Annotated in this window: 23 protein-coding genes and 2 riboswitches; of the genes, 12 read left to right on the top strand and 11 right to left on the bottom strand. The window is 55.8% G+C overall.

Going from position 1 to position 23,059, the window contains the following annotated elements; translation table 11 throughout:
- Positions 1–237 precede the first annotated feature (237 nt).
- Positions 238–2,190: a sigma 54-interacting transcriptional regulator gene (locus tag ACI0FJ_RS07050; RefSeq protein WP_424300967.1), complete on the top strand. Its 1,953-nt coding sequence runs from the start codon at positions 238–240 to the stop codon at positions 2,188–2,190.
- 220 nt (positions 2,191–2,410) lie between these two features.
- On the opposite strand, the gene glmS is transcribed toward ACI0FJ_RS07050, so the two are convergent.
- A complete protein-coding gene (glmS, locus tag ACI0FJ_RS07045) occupies positions 2,411–4,237 on the bottom strand; it encodes a glutamine--fructose-6-phosphate transaminase (isomerizing) (RefSeq protein ID WP_424300964.1) in 1,827 nt (608 codons plus the stop codon).
- Between the two features lie 237 nt (positions 4,238–4,474).
- Between glmS and ACI0FJ_RS07040 the strand changes: the two genes are divergently transcribed.
- Positions 4,475–6,451 carry a methyl-accepting chemotaxis protein gene (locus tag ACI0FJ_RS07040; protein ID WP_424300961.1) on the top strand — a complete coding sequence of 659 codons (1,977 nt, stop codon included), beginning with the start codon at positions 4,475–4,477 and terminating at the stop codon, positions 6,449–6,451.
- Positions 6,452–6,577: 126 nt separating this feature from the next.
- Here ACI0FJ_RS07040 and ribB read toward each other — a convergent pair whose 3' ends face one another.
- The gene (ribB, locus tag ACI0FJ_RS07035) at positions 6,578–7,237 is read right to left on the bottom strand and encodes a 3,4-dihydroxy-2-butanone-4-phosphate synthase (RefSeq protein ID WP_424300958.1); all 660 of its coding nucleotides are present in this window, start codon (positions 7,235–7,237) and stop codon (positions 6,578–6,580) included.
- Between the two features lie 120 nt (positions 7,238–7,357).
- Positions 7,358–7,509: riboswitch (FMN riboswitch) on the bottom strand.
- Between the two features lie 253 nt (positions 7,510–7,762).
- On the opposite strand from ribB, the gene ACI0FJ_RS07030 reads away from it, so the two are divergent.
- A complete protein-coding gene (locus ACI0FJ_RS07030; RefSeq protein ID WP_424300956.1) occupies positions 7,763–7,924 on the top strand; it encodes a transport-associated protein in 162 nt (53 codons plus the stop codon).
- A 286-nt stretch (positions 7,925–8,210) separates the two neighbouring features.
- The gene (locus ACI0FJ_RS07025; protein WP_424300953.1) at positions 8,211–8,462 is read left to right on the top strand and encodes a hypothetical protein; all 252 of its coding nucleotides are present in this window, start codon (positions 8,211–8,213) and stop codon (positions 8,460–8,462) included.
- A 169-nt stretch (positions 8,463–8,631) separates the two neighbouring features.
- Here the strand turns inward: ACI0FJ_RS07025 and ACI0FJ_RS07020 are convergent, their stop codons facing one another.
- Both ACI0FJ_RS07020 and ACI0FJ_RS07015 read right to left on the bottom strand, forming a co-directional pair.
- Entirely contained in the window at positions 8,632–8,913 is a 282-nt protein-coding gene (locus ACI0FJ_RS07020; RefSeq protein ID WP_424300951.1) for a c-type cytochrome, read from the bottom strand.
- Between the two features lie 279 nt (positions 8,914–9,192).
- On the bottom strand, positions 9,193–9,432 hold the full coding sequence (locus ACI0FJ_RS07015; RefSeq protein ID WP_424300948.1) for a hypothetical protein: 240 nt from the start codon (positions 9,430–9,432) through the stop codon (positions 9,193–9,195).
- Positions 9,433–9,609: 177 nt separating this feature from the next.
- Positions 9,610–9,708: riboswitch (TPP riboswitch) on the top strand.
- A gap of 187 nt (positions 9,709–9,895) precedes the next feature.
- On the opposite strand from ACI0FJ_RS07015, the gene ACI0FJ_RS07010 reads away from it, so the two are divergent.
- From ACI0FJ_RS07010 to ACI0FJ_RS07000, 3 genes are all read left to right on the top strand, one after another.
- Positions 9,896–10,687 (top strand): sulfide-dependent adenosine diphosphate thiazole synthase, encoded by a 792-nt coding sequence (locus ACI0FJ_RS07010; protein ID WP_424300945.1) that lies wholly within the window; start codon positions 9,896–9,898, stop codon positions 10,685–10,687.
- 136 nt (positions 10,688–10,823) lie between these two features.
- On the top strand, positions 10,824–11,252 hold the full coding sequence (locus ACI0FJ_RS07005; protein WP_424300942.1) for a metal-dependent hydrolase: 429 nt from the start codon (positions 10,824–10,826) through the stop codon (positions 11,250–11,252).
- Positions 11,253–11,263: 11 nt separating this feature from the next.
- Positions 11,264–12,037: an alpha/beta fold hydrolase gene (locus ACI0FJ_RS07000; protein WP_424300939.1), complete on the top strand. Its 774-nt coding sequence runs from the start codon at positions 11,264–11,266 to the stop codon at positions 12,035–12,037.
- 168 nt (positions 12,038–12,205) lie between these two features.
- Here ACI0FJ_RS07000 and ACI0FJ_RS06995 read toward each other — a convergent pair whose 3' ends face one another.
- Positions 12,206–13,231 carry a hypothetical protein gene (locus tag ACI0FJ_RS06995; protein ID WP_424300936.1) on the bottom strand — a complete coding sequence of 342 codons (1,026 nt, stop codon included), beginning with the start codon at positions 13,229–13,231 and terminating at the stop codon, positions 12,206–12,208.
- A 23-nt stretch (positions 13,232–13,254) separates the two neighbouring features.
- Positions 13,255–14,028, bottom strand: coding sequence for a YkgJ family cysteine cluster protein (locus ACI0FJ_RS06990; RefSeq protein WP_424300933.1), 774 nt, complete (start codon positions 14,026–14,028; stop codon positions 13,255–13,257).
- A 175-nt stretch (positions 14,029–14,203) separates the two neighbouring features.
- Here ACI0FJ_RS06990 and ACI0FJ_RS06985 point away from each other — a divergent pair, with 175 nt between their 5' ends.
- From ACI0FJ_RS06985 to ACI0FJ_RS06970, 4 genes are all read left to right on the top strand, one after another.
- On the top strand, positions 14,204–14,950 hold the full coding sequence (locus tag ACI0FJ_RS06985; protein WP_424300930.1) for an ABC transporter substrate-binding protein: 747 nt from the start codon (positions 14,204–14,206) through the stop codon (positions 14,948–14,950).
- Positions 14,951–15,063: 113 nt separating this feature from the next.
- Positions 15,064–15,732, top strand: coding sequence for an amino acid ABC transporter permease (locus tag ACI0FJ_RS06980; RefSeq protein WP_424300927.1), 669 nt, complete (start codon positions 15,064–15,066; stop codon positions 15,730–15,732).
- 15 nt (positions 15,733–15,747) lie between these two features.
- Positions 15,748–16,515: an amino acid ABC transporter ATP-binding protein gene (locus ACI0FJ_RS06975; protein ID WP_424300924.1), complete on the top strand. Its 768-nt coding sequence runs from the start codon at positions 15,748–15,750 to the stop codon at positions 16,513–16,515.
- Entirely contained in the window at positions 16,516–17,202 is a 687-nt protein-coding gene (locus tag ACI0FJ_RS06970; RefSeq protein WP_424300921.1) for an amino acid ABC transporter permease, read from the top strand.
- Between the two features lie 308 nt (positions 17,203–17,510).
- On the opposite strand, the gene ACI0FJ_RS06965 is transcribed toward ACI0FJ_RS06970, so the two are convergent.
- The 3 genes from ACI0FJ_RS06965 to ACI0FJ_RS06955 all read right to left on the bottom strand — a co-directional run bounded on the left by ACI0FJ_RS06965 (position 17,511) and on the right by ACI0FJ_RS06955 (position 19,335).
- A complete protein-coding gene (locus ACI0FJ_RS06965; protein WP_424300918.1) occupies positions 17,511–17,693 on the bottom strand; it encodes a helix-turn-helix domain-containing protein in 183 nt (60 codons plus the stop codon).
- Between the two features lie 247 nt (positions 17,694–17,940).
- Entirely contained in the window at positions 17,941–18,558 is a 618-nt protein-coding gene (locus tag ACI0FJ_RS06960) for a hypothetical protein (protein ID WP_424300915.1), read from the bottom strand.
- A gap of 99 nt (positions 18,559–18,657) precedes the next feature.
- Positions 18,658–19,335: a Crp/Fnr family transcriptional regulator gene (locus ACI0FJ_RS06955; RefSeq protein ID WP_424300912.1), complete on the bottom strand. Its 678-nt coding sequence runs from the start codon at positions 19,333–19,335 to the stop codon at positions 18,658–18,660.
- Positions 19,336–19,464: 129 nt separating this feature from the next.
- Here ACI0FJ_RS06955 and hcp point away from each other — a divergent pair, with 129 nt between their 5' ends.
- Entirely contained in the window at positions 19,465–21,072 is a 1,608-nt protein-coding gene (gene hcp / locus ACI0FJ_RS06950) for a hydroxylamine reductase (protein WP_424300909.1), read from the top strand.
- Between the two features lie 105 nt (positions 21,073–21,177).
- On the opposite strand, the gene ACI0FJ_RS06945 is transcribed toward hcp, so the two are convergent.
- Both ACI0FJ_RS06945 and icd read right to left on the bottom strand, forming a co-directional pair.
- Entirely contained in the window at positions 21,178–21,528 is a 351-nt protein-coding gene (locus ACI0FJ_RS06945) for a DVU0772 family protein (RefSeq protein ID WP_424300906.1), read from the bottom strand.
- Between the two features lie 256 nt (positions 21,529–21,784).
- A complete protein-coding gene (gene icd / locus ACI0FJ_RS06940; RefSeq protein WP_424300903.1) occupies positions 21,785–22,933 on the bottom strand; it encodes an NADP-dependent isocitrate dehydrogenase in 1,149 nt (382 codons plus the stop codon).
- Between the last annotated feature and the right edge of the window lie 126 nt (positions 22,934–23,059).

Here is a 23,059-nt window from a genome sequence, read left to right as displayed (position 1 = left end):
GGGAGGCCGCATTGAAAAGTCATGTCGGCCAGCCATGGTGCCCGCATTTAGCAAAGGCCATGCCAGGAGAGAAAGGACGCATACAATCAGGATTGCAGGATTTTTTGGAGGCCAGAGATTGACGGATTGCTATGCAAAATGCATATGTCACCTGTGCATTTTGCATCGTATTGTGGGCAGGCTGGTCACAAAGCCGCCTGTGCCACGACAATGAGGTTTCAATTTCGTGAGGACTGTATGGATATCGCCTTTATCGCCCCGTACCAGAATATACGCACCAAGGCCCAGAGCATCATAGAAACCAACGGCTATCCGGCCCGGACTTACGTGGGCGACCTGCAATCCGGGGTTGCCGCGGCGCGCAAAGCCATAAGCGAGGGCGCCAAGATCATTATCAGCCGGGGAGGAACCGCCCGGCTTATCAGGGAATCGCTCGGCATTGAGGTCATCGAAGTGGGCGGGTCCATCTACAAGGTGCTGGAGTATGTTCACGCCAATACCACTGCGGAGACGAAAATCGCCATTGTGGGGTTTCGTCAGTTCATCAGTCTGGTGCAGCCGGTCTGTGACATTCTGGGACGCGTCCACCGGACCTTCATCGTCAGCGGCAGCCAGGGTCTGGATACAGTAACGGCCGAAGTGGTGGCCTGGGAGCCGGACGTGGTCATTGGCGATGCCGTGTCCGTGCGCATGGCAAAGCGTCACGAGCTCAATTTTCACCTCATTGAATCCAGCATGGAAACCATTGTGGACGCGTTTGAACAGGCCATGCTGGTGCTCAACAATCTGCACAAGCATATCGTCAACGCAGAGAAGCTTTCCGCCGTGCTCAACTGCACCAAGGAAGGAGCCATGCTCATCAACAGCCGGGGCCGGATCGAGGAGATCAACCAGCACGGCTGCCGCCTGCTGCGTGATTCGCGCAAATCCATTATCGGCAGGTCCTATCGCGAGATTTTTCAAGCCGAAGAGTTGGACGAGGCCCGCTCTGCCAGAAAAAGCGTGGGGAACATCCTGGTCAACCGGCGCAACACCCGTTTTGCCGTGGAACACGTGACCATAAAGCCCAAGGACGGGGTCTCCTCTTCGGTTATTCTTTTTCAAAAAGTGGAGCACATTGAAGAGGCTGGAAACGCCATTCGGCAGAAGCTTTTGGAAAAGGGTTTTTATGCCAAGTACGTTTTCGAGGACATTATCTATCGCAGCGAGGTCATGCGTGACGTGGTGGAAGTTGCCCGGCAGTACAGCCGGACAGACTGCAACATCATGATTCAGGGGGAGACCGGCACCGGCAAGGAGTTGTTCGCCCAGAGCATCCACAACGAAAGTCCACTGGCCGACGGGCCGTTCGTGCCTGTGAACTGCGCTGCGCTCTCCGGTTCGCTTCTGGAAAGCGAACTGTTCGGTTATGCGCCGGGAGCCTTTACCGGGGCACTGCGCACCGGCAAGACCGGGCTTTTCGAGCTGGCCAACGGAGGCACGCTTTTTCTCGACGAAATCACGGAAATGGACGTCTTTTTGCAGTCCAAGCTGTTGCGCGCCCTGCAGGCCCGGGAAATCATGCGCATCGGCGACCACAGAGTTATTCCCGTCAATGTGCGGGTCATTTCCGCCACCAACCGCTCCCCCCGCGAGGAGGTGCGCAAGGGGAAGCTGCGGGACGATCTGTTTTTCCGGCTGGACGTGCTGAATCTGACCATTCCGCCGTTACGGGACAGGGAAGGGGATGCTTCCTTTCTGTTCAGGCATTTTCTGGATGCCGCACGGCCGAACCGTTCGGTTCTGCCGCCGGAATTTGATTTGGAATCGGGAAACAAGGAAAATCGCTCTTCGACCAAGCTGCACCGCAGGCTCGTGGAAAGGCTCGATGGCTATGGCTGGCCGGGAAACGTCCGGGAACTGCAAAATATGGCGGAAAAATATATTGCCTTGCAGGGGATGCCGGACCAGGCCCTCATGCGCCATCTGCTGCCTTTGCAGGAGATGCCGGAGAACGGGAATGAGGGGGCGATCACAGACGACTTTTTTCGCATTTCGGGCGAGCATGGACGCCCCCAGCCGCTCAAGGAGTTCGTCGCCGACTATGTGTCCAAGGTGCTGGATATGGAAAATGGCAACATCGCCCGTACCGCCGCCCGGCTGGAAGTGGATAGAAATACGGTTAAACGCTGGCTGGCAAAGGCCGATTAACGGATGCGGAAAGGTCTCGGAAAGTCCGCGAAGATCATGGCGTAACCCGTGTTGTTGTTTTCATGTTCTTTTTGGGGCCATCTGGATATCTTCGTCTCTGACGTTTCGTATTTCCCCGGACATGAAAAATCGCTTCCGATCACCCTATGCATGGGGCGATCGGAAGCGACGTATCAAGAACTTCATTCATCTCTCACAGCAAGTGCTGCGGGAGATGTATTTATTCCACGGTAACCGACTTCGCCAGGTTGCGCGGCTGGTCCACGTCCTTGCCCAGATAGTCGGCTGTTTCGTAGGCAAACAGCTGCAGTGCGGGCAGAATCATGAAGGCGGACAGCGGACCCCAGGCGCGGGGGAGAATCCAGGCGTCGTCCACGTCCAGGTCTAGGCCGGAGTTGGTCAGGGCCACTATCTTTCCGCCGCGGGCCTGCACCTCGATGAGGTTGGATTTGACCTTGGGGAAAAGGTCGTCGTCCAGGGCAATGGCAAAGGATGGAAAGTGCGGGTCGATCAGGGCGATGGGGCCGTGTTTCATTTCCCCGGCCGCATAGCCTTCGGCGTGGATGTACGAGATTTCCTTGAGCTTGAGCGCGCCTTCCATGGACAGCGGATAGTTGGGGCCGCGGCCCAGGTAGAGGAAGCTGCGGCTGTCCGCGTATTTGCGGCTGATGGTGCGGGCCGTTTCGCGCATGGCGGGCAGGGCGTCGTCCAGGGCTTCGGGCAGGTTGTGCAACCCGTCCACGGCCTGCTGCATGATCTGCGCATTGATGGAACCGCTTTTCTGCCCCCAGTACAGGGCCATGGTCATGAGCATGGTCAGCTGGCTGCACATGGCCTTGGTGGAGGCCACGCTGATTTCAGGTCCGGCCTGGGTGTAGAGCACGGCATCGGATTCACGCGATACCGTGGAGCCGACCACGTTGCACAGGCCCAGAACGGGAATGCCCTGTTCTCTGGCAAGGCGCATGCCTGCAAGTGTATCTGCGGTTTCCCCGGACTGGCTGATGGACAGCACCAAATCGCCTTCGCATAAAATTGGGTCGCGGTAGCGGAATTCCGAGGCGATATCCACTTCGCAGGGGATGCGCGCCCAGGTTTCGAAAAGATATTTCCCCCACAGACCGGCATGATACGACGTGCCGCAGGCTACGATGACCAGTCGTTTGGGAACTTCCAAGGTATCCAGCTCGGGCAGGCGGACGCATTTTTCCTTGGTGTCCAGCCGTCCGGTCAGGCAATCGCGGATAACCCGGGGCTGCTCGAAGATTTCCTTGAGCATGAAGTGCTTGTAGCCGCCTTTCTGTGCCGCCTGCACGTCCCAGGTAATGGTGTGCACTTCCTTTGCAACGGGCTCAAGAGTCACGGCGTCCATTACCTTCCAGGAGTTGGCGCTGATGTGCACCAGCTCGCCGTCTTCAATAAAGACGACTTCCCGCGTGTAGGGCAAAAAGGCCGGAATGTCCGAGGCCAGAAAATTTTCTCCCGTTCCCAGACCCATCACCAGGGGGCTGTGCTTGCGCGCGGCCCAGATTTCTCCAGGGCGGTCCGCGTCTACCAGAACAATGGCGTATGCGCCTTCGGCCTGCTGCAGGGCCTTGGAAATGGCTTTGGATACGGATTTTTCGCCGTTCTTCTCGCGGCTGATAAGCTTGAGCAGGACTTCAGTGTCGGTTTCGGAAACAAAGTTGTGCCCTTCGGACTGGAGCATCTGACGCAGGCTGCCGAAGTTTTCGATGATGCCGTTGTGGACCATGGCCAGTTTGCCGGAATCATCCACGTGCGGATGCGCGTTGACCTGATTCGGTTCGCCGTGGGTTGCCCAACGGGTGTGGGCTATGCCTGTCATGGCCTGCATCACGTTGCCGGAGGCGGCGATATCTTTTTCCAGCTCGGCGATTTTTCCTTTTTGCTTGATGATCCGCAGGCCTCCCGCTTCGACAAAAGCGACACCTGCCGAGTCATATCCTCTGTATTCCAGCCTGCGCAGTCCTTCTATGCAAACAGGCACGGCAGGTCTGTGGCCCGCATAGCCGATGATTCCGCACATATGTTTTGCCTCCGGCTTGATTTCTCGAATGTATTGCGTCTCCGACCATGATTCTTTAGGACGGGATGGTTTCTTCAGACTGCACCGGTGATAACGCAAAAGGCTGATGCTGAAAAGTCTGATATCTCTCGTCCGGATTGAGCAAATTATAATATTAATAATTTCAATAACGTGAAAAAGTGTGACTAATTTATTTCGAAGCTTGGCCTGGAATAGGGCCAGATATGGGAGTCGTGTATGCAATGGTGGAATGACTTGCGCCTTAAATTCAAACTCGGCCTCGGTTTTGGGGTTGTTCTTGTGCTGTTGTGCCTGCTGGGGGGGTGGGCTATTTCTGGGCTGGGACATGTTGTCGGCAATGCCGGAGAGGTTATTGCCGGAAACAAATTACGAGGTGAGTTCGTTCAGAAGATAGTGGACCATCTTCGCTGGGCCGGAAAGGTAAATGCCCTGCTTACGGATGTGAACGTGCATACCCTGGATGTGCAGTCCGATCCGCATAAATGCGGTTTTGGAGCTTGGTATTACGGCGAAGGGCGCAAAGAAGCGGAACGTCTGGTGCCAGCCATCAAGCCCCTTATGCAGGAAATCGAAGGGCCTCATACCGCACTGCACGAGTCTGCCAAGGAAATCAGAGCACTCTATAAAGATGTTGATCCGTCTCTGGGAAGCTTTCTCCGGGAAAAGGAGTTGGACCATCTCAAGTGGACCGGTGAGGTCAAAAGCGTTCTGCTCAATCCTCAGATGACGCGATGCGATGTGCAGGCCGATCCGCACAAGTGCGGACTGGGAAAGTGGCTTTATTCCGAACGTATTCAAAAACGGATGGAAGCTGAACCCGAATTCGCCGAATTGGTCCGTAAAGTATACGCCCCTCACAAGGCCCTCCACGATTCGGTTGTGACCATAAACGAATTGCTGGCCGAGGGAAGACGCGGAGAGGCTGTAACCTACTACCGTAAGGTCACAGAGCCTCTGGCTGAAGAAACCTTGCAGTACATCGACCAGCTCATCAAATGGCACGACACCCGGATGGCAAATCTGGCCGCTGCCATGAAGGTCTATTCTACAAAAACCCAGCCCGCTCTGGAAAAAGTACAGGAGATTCTCGATAAGACCCGGCAGGTCGTGGCCGAGAACATACTGACGGATGAAGAAATGCTGAACAAGGCGCAGGTAACACGCAAGGGCGTGTTTATCATGGCCAGCGTAGCCCTGGTTATAGGCATTGTCCTGGCCTGGATTATAGCGACGCAGATTGCAGGGTTGCTTGCAAAAGGCGTGGCCTTTGCCAAAAGGGTTGGCAGTGGCGACTTGAGTGTTACCGCGGCGATTCACCAGAAAGATGAAATCGGCCAACTCTCCGCTGCAATGGTTGCCATGGTTGGCAAGCTGCGCGAGGTTGTGGGCGATGTGGATTCGGCTGCGTCCAACGTGGCGGCAGGCAGTGAGGAGCTTGCCTCCTCCTCGGAGACCTTGTCTCAGGGGGCGACAGAGCAGGCCGCTTCCATAGAGGAGATTTCTTCGTCCATGGAAGAGATGGCCGCCAATATCCAGCAAAATACGGAAAACGCCCGCCAAACCGAACATATCGCCATCAAGGCCGCAGAAGATGCGGACAAAAGCGGGAAGGCCGTTGGGCAGACCGTGGAGGCCATGCGCGATATTGCGGAAAAGATTGTGATTATCGAGGAAATAGCCCGGCAGACAAATCTGTTGGCGCTTAACGCAGCCATCGAAGCGGCCCGTGCCGGGGAGCACGGCAAGGGGTTTGCGGTTGTGGCCGCCGAGGTCCGCAAACTTGCGGAGAGGAGCGGACAGGCAGCCGGAGAGATAAGCGAAGTCTCCTCGTCATCACTCAAGGTGGCGAACGAGGCAGGGGAACGGTTGGCCGATCTGGTGCCGGATATTCGCAAAACCGCTGAACTCATCCAGGAAATCGCCGCGGCCAGTGACGAGCAGAATACCGGGGCGAGGCAGGTCAATCAGGCGATAAGCCAGCTCGACCAGGTCATCCAGTCCAATGCCTCGGCATCCGAGGAAATGGCCTCCACTTCGGAAGAGCTTTCCTCCCAGGCACAGCAACTGCAAATGACCATGGAGTTCTTTAACACCGGTGATGCGGACAAGCACGAAGTGCATCGTGCAAGCCTGCCCGTCCCTACAAGGGCTGAAGTTGTTCTGGGGGAAGAGGGCCGTTTTGAACGCTATTAGATTTTTTATGCCCGCCGCATAAAAAAAAGATCGCCCCCGGAAAGTTCGCTTTCCGGGGGCGATCCGCTGTGGCGAAGCGGTAGGGAGGTCAAAGCAGCCGGTGCTTCGGGCGGCGGCTTGGGACCGCTATACCGCCTTTTTTTTCATTTCCATCTGCATACGGTATTGGGCGAGGTCGTCCACGGTAAGGACCGGCAGACATTCCCTGTGGCCGAATTCGATGATTTCCGGCAGGCGCGCCATGGTGCCGTCCGCATTGGTGACTTCGCACAACACGCCGTAGGGCTTCAGCCCTGCCAGACGCATCAGGTCCACCGTTGCCTCGGTGTGGCCCCGGCGTTCCAGTACGCCGCCCGGACGGGCCCGCAGCGGGAACATGTGTCCCGGGCTGTTCAGGCTTTCAGGGCCGGCGTTGTCGGCAATGGCCGCCTGTACGGTGGTCAGCCGGTCGGCTGCGGAAACGCCCGTGGTAACGCCTTCTGCGGCTTCTATGGAAACCGTGAAAGCCGTCTGATAGCGGCTGCAATTTTCGTCCACCATCATGCACAGACCCAGTTCCCGGATTTTTTCATCCGGCAGGCACAGACAGACGATGCCGCTGCACTCGCGTATGAGCATGGCCATTTGTTGGGTGGTGAGGGACTGAGCAGGAAAAATCAGGTCGCCCTCGTTTTCCCGGTCGGCATCATCGGTAACCAGCACTCCGCCTCCACGGCGGACAGCTTCAAAGGCGTTTTGTACGCGCTCCATAGGGGTACCGAAATCGTCCAAAAGATTCTGATTCATGGCAAACTCCATGTGTTGAGAGTGTCCAGAATCAGGGCGTGGGGAACAGCGCCGTCCTTGGCCGTTGCCAAACAAGGACAGCCAGCAGCGCGGGGTTGCGCTTTCGGCAGGTAAGCAGACTGTTTTCCTCTTCCATCCGGACTGTAACCGTCGGCTCCGGAATCTCACCGGATCTGCTGACCCTTTGCATGCGGCAAAGGCGCTCGCGGGCTTGCCGGACATTTGTCCGGAATACCGCCGGTGGGGAATTTCACCCCGCCCTGAGGTAACGAACTGCCTCTCGCATGGAAAACCGTGGCCTGTCAAGAACGGAAACCCGTATATTGGCCGCCTGGAAAAATATAATAGCGCTATCCCGCTCGAATACATGTAACCTTGCAAGGGAGTAAAAGGCTGATGACCATTTTTTCAGTCTTGCCCACACATCCGGCGGATGATGGAGGCGGCATGGCGTGTCTGTTGTTCGCCATGGTTGCCCTTTGCATGTATTTGTCCGCTCTTTCTGACAAGTTACGGAGGAACAATATGGTGCGCACGTTTCGTTTTTTGATCGTTGCTGTTTTATTGGGAATGTTTTCTTTGAGCCTGGTTGGATGTTCGGACGAGGGACCGGCCGAGAAGGTGGGGAAGAAAGTCGATCAGGCCGTGGATAAAATCAAGGACGATGCCAAAAAGGTTTTTGAATAGCTCTGCAGAAAAGTATTCTGTGGAATGTTGCATGGACGCTTGCCTCTTTGTCGAAGAGGTGAGCGTCTTTTGCATGTATGTGGCATGCGGAAGCTTTTTCTCTTGTAAAAGCTTTCTGGCAGTATTGTTGTACGGCAATTCCCCCATAGCCGCAGTAGGAAAGAGGAACAAAACATCCATTTTTATTTTTTAAACCTAAAGCCTCAGCCACATGGTCCGATAAGATTATTGTAGGAGGTCACAAACAGCCCAAGGAAGGGCCCGGGGGAAACCCCAGGAGGATACCATGGAAGCTCTTGCTTTGAATGACATGTTTACCAGGGTAGGCAATAAGGTCGAGGCGTCGGTTCCGGTACGCAAGGACGGCAATGAATCGATGGCCGATGAAATGAAGGCACTCCGTAAGCGCCGCTTGTCGCGGAAGGTGCTTGGCGATCCAAGCCTGGCTGCCAAGTTGGTGGCGGTGGAGAGTTCACCTGTCTATAATACTCGGGGTGAGCTGCTGCAGGCGGTCAGCACGAATTTGGGCAGCGTGTAGCTGCCTTACGTACACGGTCCCTGTGTATTTGAGGGTGTCGCGTAAAAAATTGTAAGGACATTACCAGGAGCGGGACTTGTGAATCACCATGAAAAAGCCCCCGGAGTGCCACATACCTGGCGTTTCGGGGGCTTGGCTTGTTTTCGGGGGATGGTTGGATAAGGATTGCTTATTTTGATGTAAAAAAAGCAGCCAGGTCGGCCACGTCAGCATCCGGCAAGCCCTTTGCCACGTTCACCATCTTTTGAGGGCCCCGTTTCTGGGCCTTGAAATCCGCAATAGCCTTAAGAAATTCCGATTGCTTCATGCTGCCGAATCCGTTTTTGTGACAGACACAGCCCTTGGCCAGAATGCGTCCTCTGTCGGCGTCGCCTTTGGACTGGGCATGCAGGGCGCTTGCCAGCAGAAGAATACAAATGCCGCAAACAAGGATGAACGTTTTTTTCAGCATGGCTTGCTCCATGGTTGCATGTTGGGGAGAGCCTGCGTGCGTTGGAGCCTTTCCGCCTTGCAGGCGTTTCAGGCAAAAAAAATCATGCAGGCAACCTCCTGCGCCGGATATCCGTTTGTTTCATCGGTTTCGGCACAGGGAGATATCCTATTTTAAAAGCGTGGCTCAGCATGGTCCCAAAGTCAAGATGTTCATTGGGTGCGCCCCAAAAAGTAAAGGACCGTGCCGGGCAGACACGGTCCTGGGGTTAGGGGAACATATGGTAATGGATGGAGGTGCTCAGTTGACGACATCCGCTTCGGAACGGGGGGCGTTAATCCGGTCGTCCTGCAGCTGTCCTTCCAGATAAATGGTATAGTACAGGGTCAGCAGGTATCGCCGCTCAAAGGCACTGTATCCCTTGAGAATCTCAAGGAACTTTTTTTTGTATTGAAGGTTAACGCTGTCGTTGTCCTTCAGATAGCCGTAGAAATCGGACATCAGCTTCCCGAGTTCATCAGCAGTGTAGTTTTGAGTCATAATTTGATCCTTTGCTTGACCTGTTTGGTATCAACATAAGAAAATCTGGGGTGAGAGCAATTATATTTGCCCGAACAAATCGGCTTTGGTTGACGTGTGGCAAACAGGGCGGGCTTTCCAGGGCGTTTCGTTTACGGGAAAAGCTTGCCTGTCCGGGAACATGGGTGTAATGCCTTGCCTGACCGATTGGGGTGCCCCGCCTTCGTGGGGCTGAGATCATACCCATAGAACCTGAAGCAGTTCGGACTGCCGTAGGGAATTCGGAGAGCCTGAATGAAGGGTCTGACTCAAAACAGCCTGCCTCCCATAGCTTTCTCCCAAATATTCTCTGGCACTATATTCTCCGGTAAATTGCATCTGCCCGCGCCTGGTTGCGGACGGGGTTCTTGTGGTGTGGTCTCGCGTGCGCGTCTGCGGTCCGTCCGGATCGTGGCCGCTGTCTGCAACACAGCAAGGAGTTCCCATGCAACTCGACGAACGTCTCATCACCGAAGCCATCATCACTGAGTTCCACAAAAAATTCTGCGACAGCCTGGATCTGGACGTAGCCATCGTGGGTGCCGGACCTTCCGGACTGACCGCAGCCTACAAACTGTCCAGCGCCGGATACAAGGTTGCGCTTTTCGAACGCAAGCTGAGTATCGGCGGCGGCATGTGGGGCGGCGGAATGACCTACAACTTCATCGTGGTGCAGGAAGAGGGCAAAGGCGTGCTGGAGGAAATCGGCGTGCCCCTCAACGAATACGCGCCGGGCTACTTTACTGCCGACGCCGTAACCGCCACCACGACCCTGGCTTCCAAGGCGGCTTTGGCCGGAACCCGTTTCTTCAACTGCATGAGCGTGGAAGACGTGGCCATTCGCGGAACGGGCGATGATCAGCGCGTGACCGGTATCGTCATCAACTCTTCTCCCGTGGAAATAGCAGGGCTGCACGTTGATCCGCTGGTGCTCAACTGCAAGTACCTCATCGAGGCCACCGGCCACGACACCGAAGTGCTCAAGACACTGGTCCGCAAGAACGGCATTCGCCTGAACACGCCCTCCGGTGGCATCGAGGGCGAACGTTCCATGTGGGCGGACAAGGCCGAATCCACCACCGTGGACAACACCCGCGAGGTCTTCCCTGGCGTGTACGTCTCGGGCATGGCGGCCAACGCCACCTTTGGGGCACACCGCATGGGGCCCATTTTCGGAGGCATGCTGCTGTCCGGTTGCAAGGTTGCCGAAAAAATCGCTGAACAGCTGAAGAAGTAGCGCGGACAGGAGGCCGGGCCTTCGGGTGGAATGTCCGGCCTCCCGCTCCGTATGGGGATTCTCCCGAGCGGGGCTCCGTTGCCTTCCAATGACGACGTGGATATAGTCCGCCCCCATGCCAGGATACAAAGCACATATGACGGGCGGGGCAGTGTTCGCCGCCATTATTCTCGGCCTGCTGATCTGGGGCGGGTGGTACGCACCCAATCCCGCCTTGGGGGCCATTCTTATCTGCATCAGCGTGCTTGCCGCGCTTTTCCCGGACGTGGACACCGATTCCAAGGGACAGAGTCTGTACTACGGCCTGCTGGTCTTGGTGGATCTGGTGCTCATGGCCCGTGGGCAATATAAATGGGCTGCCGTACTGGGGTTGGCCGGTATGATGCCGGCCATTGGGCACCATCGGGGCTGGACCCATACCTGGTGGGCAATGCTGCTCGTCCCTCTGCCCATTATTCTTTTGCCGCTTTTTTTACTGAAAATTCCCGCGGACCACATGTTTCCTTTTTATCTGGCTGCCGTGGCCGGGTATTTTTCCCACCTGCTTTTGGATCGTGAATTCTGAACGGAGTTGCCATGCCGCGCATTCGTCTTGCCGATTTGGATTTGTTTTACGAGGAGACGGGTGCAGGCCGGACCGTGCTTTTTCTGCATGGGGCCTTTTCCCGCGGCATCATCGGTTTCGGTCCGCAGCTGACCGCCTTTCACAGAAAATGCCGGGGGCTGTTTCCCGATCTGCGCGGTCACGGACGTACCCGGCTGGCAGCAGGCAAGGGCTATCCAAACTGGACCCTTTCCTCCATTGCCGACGACATGCTGCTGTTGTGCGACGCCCTGCATCTGGAGCGCGTGCATATGGTGGGCTACAGCATGGGCGGGGCGGTTGCCCTGTACATGGCCTGCCGTGCGCCCGAACGGTTCGCCAGCCTGGCGACGATAGGAACATCAGGTTGCGTGAGCCCGGCTGTTGTGGAGAATGCCGCGAGTTTTGATCCCGACTGCCTGGAGCGTGAGGGGCGCACCGAATTTATAGAGGCCGTGCGCGTCAACCACATGCAGGCGCACGGCGGGGACTGGAAGGCCCTGGTGCGGCAAACAACGCGCAGCTGGCGCAACGAGCCGCAGTTTGAGGACCGCGACTTGGCCGCCATTGCAGCGCCCTGTCTGTTCATGGCAGGCAGTGACGATGAGCTGGTTCATCGGGAACATCTGGAGCATCTTGCCGGTACGGTCCAGGATGGACGTTTTCTGGTGGTGGAAGGATGCGGCCATGGTGCGCACCAGCAAGCACCGGAGCTGGTGAACGGAAAGCTTGTTGAACTATGGACGAGAGGCGATTCAGACGGCTGAAAAAGGCCAACTCTTGCCTTTAAAGCGTCGTATGACAGGCGGCTAGGAAGGAGATGAGGGCTAGGCGCGAGGGAAACTCAAGGCCGACGCGTACTCTTACGTACGCGAGGATTTGAGTTTTCCGAAGCAACGACGCTACCGTGCCCTTATCAGCCGTCTGAGCCCCTGTTACCAGCGTCGTCCCAACAACGGGAGCCAGTCCGGCGATACATATTGTCGGAACGGTTCGCCAATGCGTTCCAAAGACCACAGCCCGTCCTGCAAGCGGATTCCCCAGGCCTTCATCAGACGCATGGGGTACTTGTCTGAAATTTCAAATCGGTTTTCCGCGCACAGCTCCACAGGTTCGGCCCTGTCCCGGACCGTGGCGGCAAGGCTCAGCGGGAAAAAGTCCGCCTTGCGCACTGTTTCCCCACCCACATTCAGCAGCGTTTGGCTGATGGGCACAAAGTCTTCCTTCCACAGCCGATGGCCCTGGCTGGGCAGGGTTTCGTTGCTGACAAAAGCTATAGGAAAACGTTTGTCCAGAATGCGTTCATACACGGCCGGGTCTTTGGCATCGGCCATGACGACCTTTCCGATACCCAAGGTTTGCAGCAGGGCATCCGTGGATTCGGCTACTTCGGTATCCCGCTCCAGGGCGGTGATGTGTACGCTCTGGAAGCCGTTTCTGCGGGCGCAGATGACCATGGCAACGGACAGCACGCCCGTCCCCGCGCCAATGTCCAGGGCAGTGAACCGGCCGGAAAAATGCGAGGGATCGAGGCGGCGGGTGATGATGTCGCCCAAAATGTGGGCTGTGCGTGGCAGGTCCGCCACCATGCACAGGGCAAAGCCGAGCCGCAGCAGACGGTTGCGCAATGCATTCTGGTTTTCCAGGCTGGCTGTTCCGTGGCGGCGATGGACGAATTGTTCGAAAATCAGCCGGGTTTCGGCGTCTTCGGGAGCGCGGCGGATGAATTCCGGATGGAGGTAGGCGGCCAGGAAGTCTGCGGCAAAGCGGCAGAGAACAGGGCCAGCCAGGGTACTGCCAGACGTTTGGGCAGGATCGGACAGCCGGTCTATCCAATCCGCCAGGGAGCGGGACGGGCCGTACTCCCCAGGCAGCGGGGAAGACGTGAGGGCGGGACGGTACAGCAGCCGCCGCGCGGCCAGGGCAATGTCCCATTCGGGGAGTTTGAAGTCCCTGCCCATTGCATCCCCTTGGATATTTTGTGTTATCCTTCGGTTCTGGCGAGGTTGTCGCACTGACCGAAGATCACCAGTTCCACCCAATCCATGGCGAACTTGAGGGCGGCTTCCTCATCTTCCAAAATCGTTTTCTGCCGGGCTTCGTCCACGTCCAGCCGTTTGAAAAGCTGCATGTCGTGCACAAAGCGCTGAAAATTGTCCACCTGATACACGGCCATGAGGACCATGGTGGCCTTTTTCGCGTCGATGCTGCCCCCGGCCTGCTTCTGCCGGGCCATTATCTGAATCCAGCGGTCGTTGGATTCATTGTAGGGCTCCAGACCCTGGTCGGAAAACCATTCGTCGATGGTCCATTCCTTGTTTTCCTTGAAGCCTTTACAGTGCGATTCGCGTACCAAAAAAAACTGTTCCACTATCTGGCCGTTCTCGCCCATCTTGGCGGCTCTGCCCACAGGGTAGGTACGGCAGGCACCGGGCCGGTTTTCGTAAACCGAACAGCCCGATTCGCGCACAAAGTGGCAGGGGTGGTGCATTTTTTCGCTCATGCGCAGTTTCAGCGCGGGAAATCCCGTGTCCGGCGCCACCAGCACTTCGGCCAGCCCCTCTATGAAGTCCTTGCTGGAAAGGTTCAGCCCCCGGCGCAGACGGAGCACGTCGTAGGGGGTGAGCTGCAAGGTCAGGTCGCCACAGCAGGCGTTGAAACACTGGACCGCCGGGTGGCAGGCAAAGCGGAACGACTCGCCTTCCTTGATTTCCGGAAGACTGTTCAGAAATTGTTCTGTTGCATCTTGGTGCATCATTACTTCTCCAGATAGGCGTGAATGCCGCTTCATACGTCCCCTGATGCGCAAAGGCAAGGGCGTCTGGTTCTTGCGGGCGGGGCACAAGTCTGATAATGCGCTAGGCTTGGACATACGGCCTGGAGTCGAGGACGTCCTGATTGGACTTTCTATCATCATTTCCTGGAGGAAAACTGTGAAACGCATCGCCACTATCATCTGCAGTGCCATGCTGATGGCGACTTTTGCAATGGCTGGAACGGCCATGGCAAAGAAAACCTATGTAAACGGTATCGATCTCAACTTTCCGCCTTACGGCTACGTGGACAAAACCGGCCAGCCCGCCGGTTTCGATGTGGAATCCATGAACTGGATTGCCGAAAAATTCGGCTTCGACGTCAAGCATCAGCCCATGGATTGGTCGGGCATTGTTCCCGCTCTTGTTTCGGGAAAAATTGACCTCATCGCCTCCGGCATGAGCATCACCGACGAACGTAAAAAAGTCGTCAACTTTTCCATTCCCTACAAGGTCGTGAAGCAGGTCATGGTTGTAAAGAACGGCGTGGATACTCCCGCCGTCGATTTTCTGACCACCAACAAGCGCCTCGGCGTCCAGCGTGGCACTACGGCCATGGGTTGGCTCGAAGAAAACAAGGACAAGTACAACTACACCCTGGTCATCTATGACTCCTCCCCCCTGGCCGTTCAGGATATGGTCATGGGCCGTGTAGATGCCTGCCCCATGGACGACACCATTGCCGAAGAAGTAGCCAAGGCCAAGCCGGTCAAGGTTATCGGCGAGTTCGGTCAGCCCAGCGAAAACTACGGCTATGCCGTGCGCAAGGAAGACAAGGAACTGCTGGGAATGATCAACAAGGGGCTTGAAATGCTTATGAAAGACCCCCACTGGAAAGAACTCAAGAAAAAGTACGACCTCCAGTAGGACGGACTCTGCTCAGCCTTTTTTCGGAAAGGTCCTGGGGAATGCCCCGGGACCTTTCTTTCCGTAAAACGGGTCGTACGGCCCTTCATGTTGTTACCCAGGCTTAATGACCTATGGAAAATGTATTCTCAATAATCTGGGGGGCCCTGCCCTATATTCTGGGCGGTACGCTGAACACCGCTCTTCTTGTGGTCGGAGCCATGGGGCTCGGCCTCATGCTCGGCGTCCCCATGGCCGTTGGGCAGGTGTACGGATCGCGGCCCGTGCGACGGCTGGTGCGGCTGTACGTATGGTTCTTCCGGGGTGTGCCCATCCTGGTGCAGCTATTTCTTTTTTACTACGGGTTGTTTTCGCTTACCGGTATCAACCTCAGCGCATTCATGGCCGCAATCATCGTGTTGGGACTCACCAGTACGGCGTATCAGTCACAAATTTTCCGGGGGGCTATCCAGTCCCTTTCCGCGGGCCAGCTCAAGGCGGCGCGTGCGTTGGGGATGAGCGATTTTACCGCCATCACCACCATTATTCTTCCACAAGCCCTGCGGCTGGCCATTCCCGGATGGTCCAACGAATATTCCATCCTGCTCAAGGACTCGGCTTTGGCTTTTGTTATCGGAGTTACGGAGATAATGGCGCGGACCCACTTTGTGGCCACGCGCACCTTCGAGCATCTGGGACTGTATATTCTGGCCGGGGCCATTTATTTTGTACTCACTCTTTTCGGCGTGAAGGCTCTGCGTCTTCTCGAACGCAAATTGCGTGTCGCCGGATTTACGCAATAGACAAGGACGCATAGCATGCCAACGGCAGAACAACCGATTCTCCGCGTGGAGAATATTCATAAGATCCTCGGCGGCAACGAGGTGCTCAAAGGCGTTTCCCTCGACCTCCCCCGCGGCAGCCTCAAGGTGCTCATCGGACCTTCAGGCAGCGGCAAAAGTACCTTTCTGCAATGCATCAACTACCTGCACGAACCCGACCAGGGCCGCATCTGGCTCGACGGCCGCGAGATTCTTTTCAGCGGCAAACGGGAACTGTACGAATACCGCCAGCAGGTGGGGATGATCTTTCAGGACTTCAACCTGTTCGACCATCTTACGGCCATGGAAAACGTGCGCATCGCCCTTATCAAGGTGCGGCGCATGAGCCGTGCGGATGCGACCGAGCGGGCCATGGCGGAATTGGAACGGGTGGGCCTGGGAGACAAGGCGAGCCTGTATCCGGCCCAGCTGTCCGGCGGTCAGAAGCAGCGTGTTTCCATTGCCAGGGCCCTGGCTATGGACCCCAAGGTCATGCTTCTGGACGAACCCACCAGTGCGCTCGACCCTGAGCTCATCGGTGAAGTTCTGGCCGTTATTCGCGACCTGGCGGCAGCGGGCATGACCATGCTCATGGCCACGCACCAGATTTCCTTTTCCTCCTCCCTGGCCGACGAGTTTGTTTTCATGGAGCAGGGGAGCATCGTGGAGCAGGGGACTCCCAAGGACCTGCTCACTCCGGGTTCCGGTTCGCGGACTGCCGAGTTCTGTGCCAAGATTACCGAGCTTTCCGGCGAGGGCGCGTAAATGGACTGGATAGCTTCCGTCTGGCAATATCTGGCCCAGCTTATGCCGCAGCTCAACCAGGGGCTGTGGGTCAGCATAGAACTCATTGTGCCCTCGGCGCTTATCGGCCTTGCCATCGGCGTGGTCTGCGGCGTACTGCGCGTGTACGGCAACAAGTATATTACCAAGGTCATGAATTTCTACGTGGCCGTGTTCCGGGGCACTCCGCTGGTTGTGCAGCTTTTTGTCTGGTACTACGGCCTCCCGCATCTGGGCATCTTCTTCTCGCCCGTCGGCGCGTCCATTTTCGGTTTTGCCATGTGCAGCGGAGCCTATCATTCCGAGTACATCCGGGGCGGTTTGCTTTCCATCCGTCAGGGGCAGCTCAAAGCGGCCCAGGCTTTGGGATTCACCCCCTGGCAGGCCGTGACCAACATCATCCTGCCCCAGGCCTTCAGGCGAGCCCTTCCCGGCTGCGGCAACGAGTTCGTCTACCTCATCAAGTACTCGTCCCTGGCCTACATCGTGACCTGTATCGAACTGACGGGCACGGGCCACAACATCGCGTCCAAGACCTTCCAGTACACCCGTGTCTTCATGGTGGTGGGGGCCTACTATCTTTTCCTGGTGACTATTGCTTCCTGGCTGCTGTCGCGGGTGGAATGCTGGCTGAGCATCCCCGGCTTCGAGTGCAAGAGAGAAGATTAAGGAAGCCTGGGGGAGATGGAACCGCGTTGTCCCGGACATCTTCCGGCAAGGAAAGGCGGTGGATGCCGGTGCAAGGAATGCGCTGCAACGAAGAAATGAAGGCGGGGCAAGAAGGGCGGATTGATCTGCCTTGAACCGATGAAAAACAACAGAGAGGCTGCGGCGATTACCTTTTCGGGTCGCTGCCAACTGGGCAAACACCCGGAACAAGCTTCATTGCAGAATACAAAACGGCGGAGTGTTTCAGCACTCCGCCGTTTTGTATTGAAAAGCCGTGTGGCAGTCTATGTATTGAAATTCATCGTAATTTACAGCCGCATTTCCCCGGAAGCGAGCTGGCGCAGAGATTCTTTGTCCAGCAGGCGGATTGCAGGGCCGTCGGTTTGTATCAGCTCTTCCTCATCCATTTTGCGCAGTACCCGGGAGAGGGTTTCCGGGATGGTTCCCAGCAGGGCAAAGCGGACGAAGCCGTCGCCCTTATCCGCAAGCACAGAGTGCGAACGTCTGAGCAGGTTATCAGGCTGCTGAAAAAGGCACGATAGCTGCGTTGTTTCGCAAAACTCTAATCCTTGCACCTCTTTGCTATCATTTCTAAGTAGTAAATCCTTTAGGGGGAACATGGATAGAGATTTTTTAAATAAACGAAAGAATGCTATTGTCTAAAAGCTATAAGATAAAATTATTGACACTATTTATGGTGGTATATTTGAATGGCCGAGTTTGATGTTAAATAAAAAATTATATTAATTTAAATTTTTTTGCTAGTAGAAGACCAAGTAAGCTGATTATTACGCCGATTATTATTAAATCCACTCTTTTTAGTATGAATTCTACGATTTTGTTGAAATTTATATTCCATATTTTTTTCTTTGTTAAATCCTTTGGATTTAACAATTCGCAAAAAGGGACGGCCTCTTGTGGAGTTAGATGATTTATATAGAGCTGTAGAGCGCCTTTTATATTTTCTTCTAATATTGGAATTTGTTCAGATTGAATTTGACTAGCAACCTCGCCTGGGTTGGTAATCAAAATTTTTTTGGTATCTGCTAAGTGCTGACAACTTTCACATGCTAATCTTGCAGCCTCTGCTTCGGCAAGAAGACCAAGGTTCATGAGCACTTCTGATGCAGATTTTTGTCGGGCCGACATAATTGGAGTTTCATTGAAAAAAAGGTCTTTTCCCATTTTTCCTGCTAAAAAACCCCAACGTAGTTCCTTTGATATATAATCCGAATTTTGCAACTGGTTGGTTATTTGAAAGTGGTCTTTTTTTTGTTCAAAATAATCAGGTGGGATAAAATTTTTTAGGTCTGAAATGACCATTGAGCGAAGCTGTTTTAGAAGCCACCAATCCACAATCACCTCCATAAAATGCAAATTTTGTTTACTGCAGCATCCGGAATTTAATTGTTTTTGTACAGAAAAACTAAGTAGTGAGCTGTCTTTTTTTGTTGGCTAGAGCCGCATTTCCCCGGAAGCGAGCTGGCGCAGCGATTCCTTGTCCAGCAGGCGGATTGCGGGGCCGTCGGCTTGTATCAGTTCTTCCTCATCCATTTTGCGCAGTACCCGGGAGAGGGTTTCCGGGATGGTTCCCAGCAGGGCGGCCAGCTGCCCCTTGGGAAGGTCCAGCCGCACCTCGTCTTTTGTTTCGCCCGCCAGCAGCAGCAAATGCGCGGACAAGCGTCCCGGCACCTCGCGCAGGCTCAGGTTTTCCACCTGTACGGTAAAGGCACGCAGGCGCAGCGAAAGCAGGGCCAGCATATTCACTGCCAGTTCCGGGTCCCCGGCCAGCATGGCGCTGAAGGCATCCTTGGGAAAAAAGAGGAGTTCGGAGTCTTCCATTGCCATGGCCGAAGCCGGATACTCCCGGCCTGCAAACAGCGCCACTTCCGCAAACACCTCACCAGCGCCCATAAGGTGCAGAATCTGCTCCCGTCCGGCAGGAGAGCTCTTGTAAATCTTCACCCGGCCCGAACCGATGGCGTAAAATCCTTTGGCGGGTTGCCCCTCCTCGAAAATGGCCTGTCCCTTGCCGACCTTCATGGGCACGGCCACCCGGTTCAGCTTGTCCACCCCGTTTTCAGAAAGGCCTTTAAACAGATCCATGTTTTCGATGACTGCTTTCGTCTGCATATGGTATCCCTTGTGGAACTTTCTTTTTTTGGGGGGCGAGTTGACTCAAGTCAAAGTCGTAAGAACCGTTTCCCGCCATTGTAGGGCCGACGTTACGAAAAAAACGCGTGAAACCCAAGGGAGGGAACCATGTTTTGCTACCAATGTGAACAGACTGCCAATGGAACCGGTTGTGACAAGAGCGGCGTATGCGGGAAAAAGCGCGATGTTGCCGCTCTGCAGGATTTGCTTGTCCATCTTCTCAAGGGCCTGTCCGAGGTCGCTTTGCAAGCGGACAAGGCGCAGGATGTGGAATTGGGACGCTTTGTAAGCAAGGCGGTCTTTTCCACGCTTACCAACGTTGATTTCGATCCAGAACGACTTGTCGAACTTATCGGACAGACCGTCCGTCTCCGCGACGACATCAAGGCCGGGCTCGATGTTTCGCCGGGTGGTCCCGCCGACATGGTTCCGGCTTCCGATGTGGAAGGCATGGTTGCCCAGGGGGAGGCCCACGGCGTTGCCAACGACCCGGAGCTGGACGCGGACATCAAGGCCCTGAAGCAGACGCTCATCTACGGCATCAAGGGCGTTGCCGCCTATGCCGACCATGCCGCCATTCTGGGGCAGGAAGATGGCGCAGTCTATGAATTCATCATGCAGGGGTTGGCCGAGACGTTGCGTACCGATCTTGGTCTGGAAGACTGGGTCGGCAGGGTGCTCAAGTGTGGAGAAATCAACCTGCGCGCCATGGAACTTCTGGATGCCGCCAACACAGGAAAGTACGGCCACCCCGTGCCCACTCCGGTTCCGCTCGGCGCACGCCAGGGCAAGGCCATCCTGGTTTCCGGCCACGATCTGCGTGATCTGGAGCTTTTGCTGCAGCAAACCGAGGGCAAGGGCATCAACATCTACACCCACGGCGAGATGCTGCCCTGCCACGGCTACCCGGAACTGAAAAAGTATGGTCATTTTTACGGCCACTACGGCACCGCCTGGCAGAATCAGAAAAAAGAGTTTGCCGAGTTTCCCGGGGCCATTCTTATGACCACCAACTGCATTCAGAAGCCCCAGCCCGGCTATATGGAGAATATCTTCACCACCGGCCTGGTCGCTTGGCCCGGCGTGGCGCATATTGGTGAAGACAAGGACTTTACGCCTGTTATCGAACGTGCTCTGGCGCTGCCCGGCTTTACCGAAGACACAAGCAAGGGCGAAGTGCTCACCGGCTTTGCCCGCAACGCGGTTCTGTCCGTTGCCGACAAGGTTATCGAGGCCGTGAAGGCGGGAGCCATCCGCCACTTCTTTCTGGTGGCAGGATGCGACGGAGCCAAGCCCGGCCGCAACTACTACACGGAATTCGTGGAAAAGACCCCGGCCGATACCGTGGTGCTGACCCTGGCTTGCGGCAAGTTCCGCTTTTTCGACAAACAGCTCGGAGACATCGGCGGCATCCCCCGCCTGTTGGACGTGGGGCAGTGCAACGACGCCTATTCCGCTATTCAGATTGCCGTGGCCCTGGCCAATGCCTTCGAGTGCGGTGTCAACGACCTGCCGCTCTCTCTGGTGCTTTCCTGGTACGAACAGAAGGCCGTCGCCATTCTGCTTACCCTGCTGCACCTGGGCATCAAGAATGTCCGTCTTGGCCCCACGCTGCCTGCGTTCCTTACGCCCAACGTGCTCAACTTCCTGGTGGAAAACTACGACATCAAGCCCATTTCCACTCCGGATGAGGATCTGAAGGCTATTTTGGGATAAGGCTACGGCTGCTGAAAAAGCCCGAATACGAGTAAATAGAAAGCCCCCCTCTGCACTGTGCGGAGGGGGGCTTTTTTTTCGAAGGAGAGTGGACGGGAAAAGGAATTACGCTCCAAGTTCCTTTTTCAGCCAGTCCTTGACCTCGTCGTTCAGCTCATGAATGCCGCGCAAGCTGCCGATGGATTCCATGAACCGTTTGGCAAGGTCTTCGGGCAGTTTCTTTTCGCACAGAACCGTGGAGCCGTAATTATTCATCTTGAGCAGGCTGACCTTGGGCGCGTCCCAGGTATCCACCACAAAGTAGATGGAGTATTCGTCGCCGCTGACAACAGGCCTGCGCAAAGTGTCCTTGAAGTTGTTGTTGCCCCATTCCAGGTACATGGTCACGGCGTCTTCATGGATCATGTCCCAATCGACTTCATTGAGCCAGGTGGCGCATTCCATCTTTTCACTCATATGCCAATCCTTTGTTCTCAGGGTTGCAGCGGGTCCGTCCCAACGGAAAACATCTGGTCGTGAACAGCTAAAAATTAAGGCTTTGCTCGGTATTTGGCAATACGGCTGGATTTATTTTTCGTCTGATGCGGGCTTTTGAAGATGACGCGGGAGGGAACGGCGCGTGAGGAGTGCATAAAAAATCCCGTCCCGCTCCCGCATTTGCGGCAGTCCGGGACGGGACGTAGCTATCGTGTCTTTATCAGCAGCCTGAGGCTTACAAATTCGCCAGAATCTGTTCCCCAAAAGCCTTGCAGCCGATGGTGGTTGCACCTTCGATCTGACTGGCCAGGTCCACGGTGACCTTCTTGCTGGCAATAACGGTTTCAATGGCGTTTTCAATGCGGTCGGCGGCTTCGCCCCAGCCGATGTGGCGCAGCATCATGGCACCGGACAGGATAAGGCTGCCGGGGTTTGCCATGTCTTTGCCTGCAATGGTGGGGGCGGTGCCATGGGTGGCTTCGAAAAGCGCGATCTGGTCGCTCATGTTGACGCCGGGAGCCAGTCCCAGGCCGCCGACCTGCGCGGCCAGTGCGTCGGAGATGTAGTCGCCGTTCAGGTTGGTGGTGGCGATCACACTGTATTGCTCGGGGTACATGAGCACGTTCTGGAACAGGGCGTCGGCAATGCGGTCCTTGATGATGACCGGCTTGGAACCGCCGTTTCCGGCTTCCGTTTCGGTCATGACCGTTTCGGCGAATTCTTCGGCCGCCACTTCATAGCCCCAGGCGCGGAACGCACCTTCGGTGCACTTCATAATGTTGCCCTTGTGGGACAGGGTCACGCTGGGCAGCTTGTTGTCCACGGCGTGCTGCAGGGCCTTGCGCACCAGACGTTTGGAACGCATGGAGGTCATGGGCTTTATGCCGACGCCTGCGTCCAGGTCCACGTCCACCTTCATTTCATCACGCAAAAATTCGATGAGGCGCTTGGCTTCCGGGCTGTTGGAAGCCCATTCGATACCGGCGTAGACGTCTTCCGTGTTTTCGCGGAAGACGATCATGTCCACCAGATCGGGACGTTTGACCGGGGATTCAATGCCCTTGAAGTAACGGATGGGACGGATGCAGGCGTACAGGTCCAGCACCTGGCGCATGGTCACGTTGAGGCTGCGGAACCCGCCGCCGACCGGAGTCTGCAGGGGGCCTTTCATGCCGATGGTGCCGGAGGCCAGGGCGTCCAGGGTTTCCTGGGGCAGGTAGTCGCCGGTCTGGTCAAAGGCCTTTTGTCCGGCCAGCAGTTCTAGCCATTCCAGCTTGCGGCCGTCGGTGTAGGTCTTGGAGACGGCTTCGTCGATCACGGGCCGGGCGGCGGCCCAGACTTCAGGTCCTATTCCGTCGCCTTCAATGTACAGCACTGTATCCATGAAAAATCCTCCGTAGGACAAATTTGTAAAAATGGAACGGTATGAGTAGCCTCGGAAAAGGGGTTTCGTCAAGGACCGCTTTCATTAATGTTAATTCGGCCCAGGTGGTTTGGATGTTCAGATTCT

Source organism: Desulfovibrio sp. 7SRBS1 (assembly GCF_049723905.1).
GTDB lineage: Bacteria > Desulfobacterota > Desulfovibrionia > Desulfovibrionales > Desulfovibrionaceae.
This window is presented reverse-complemented; position numbering and strand designations above follow the sequence as displayed.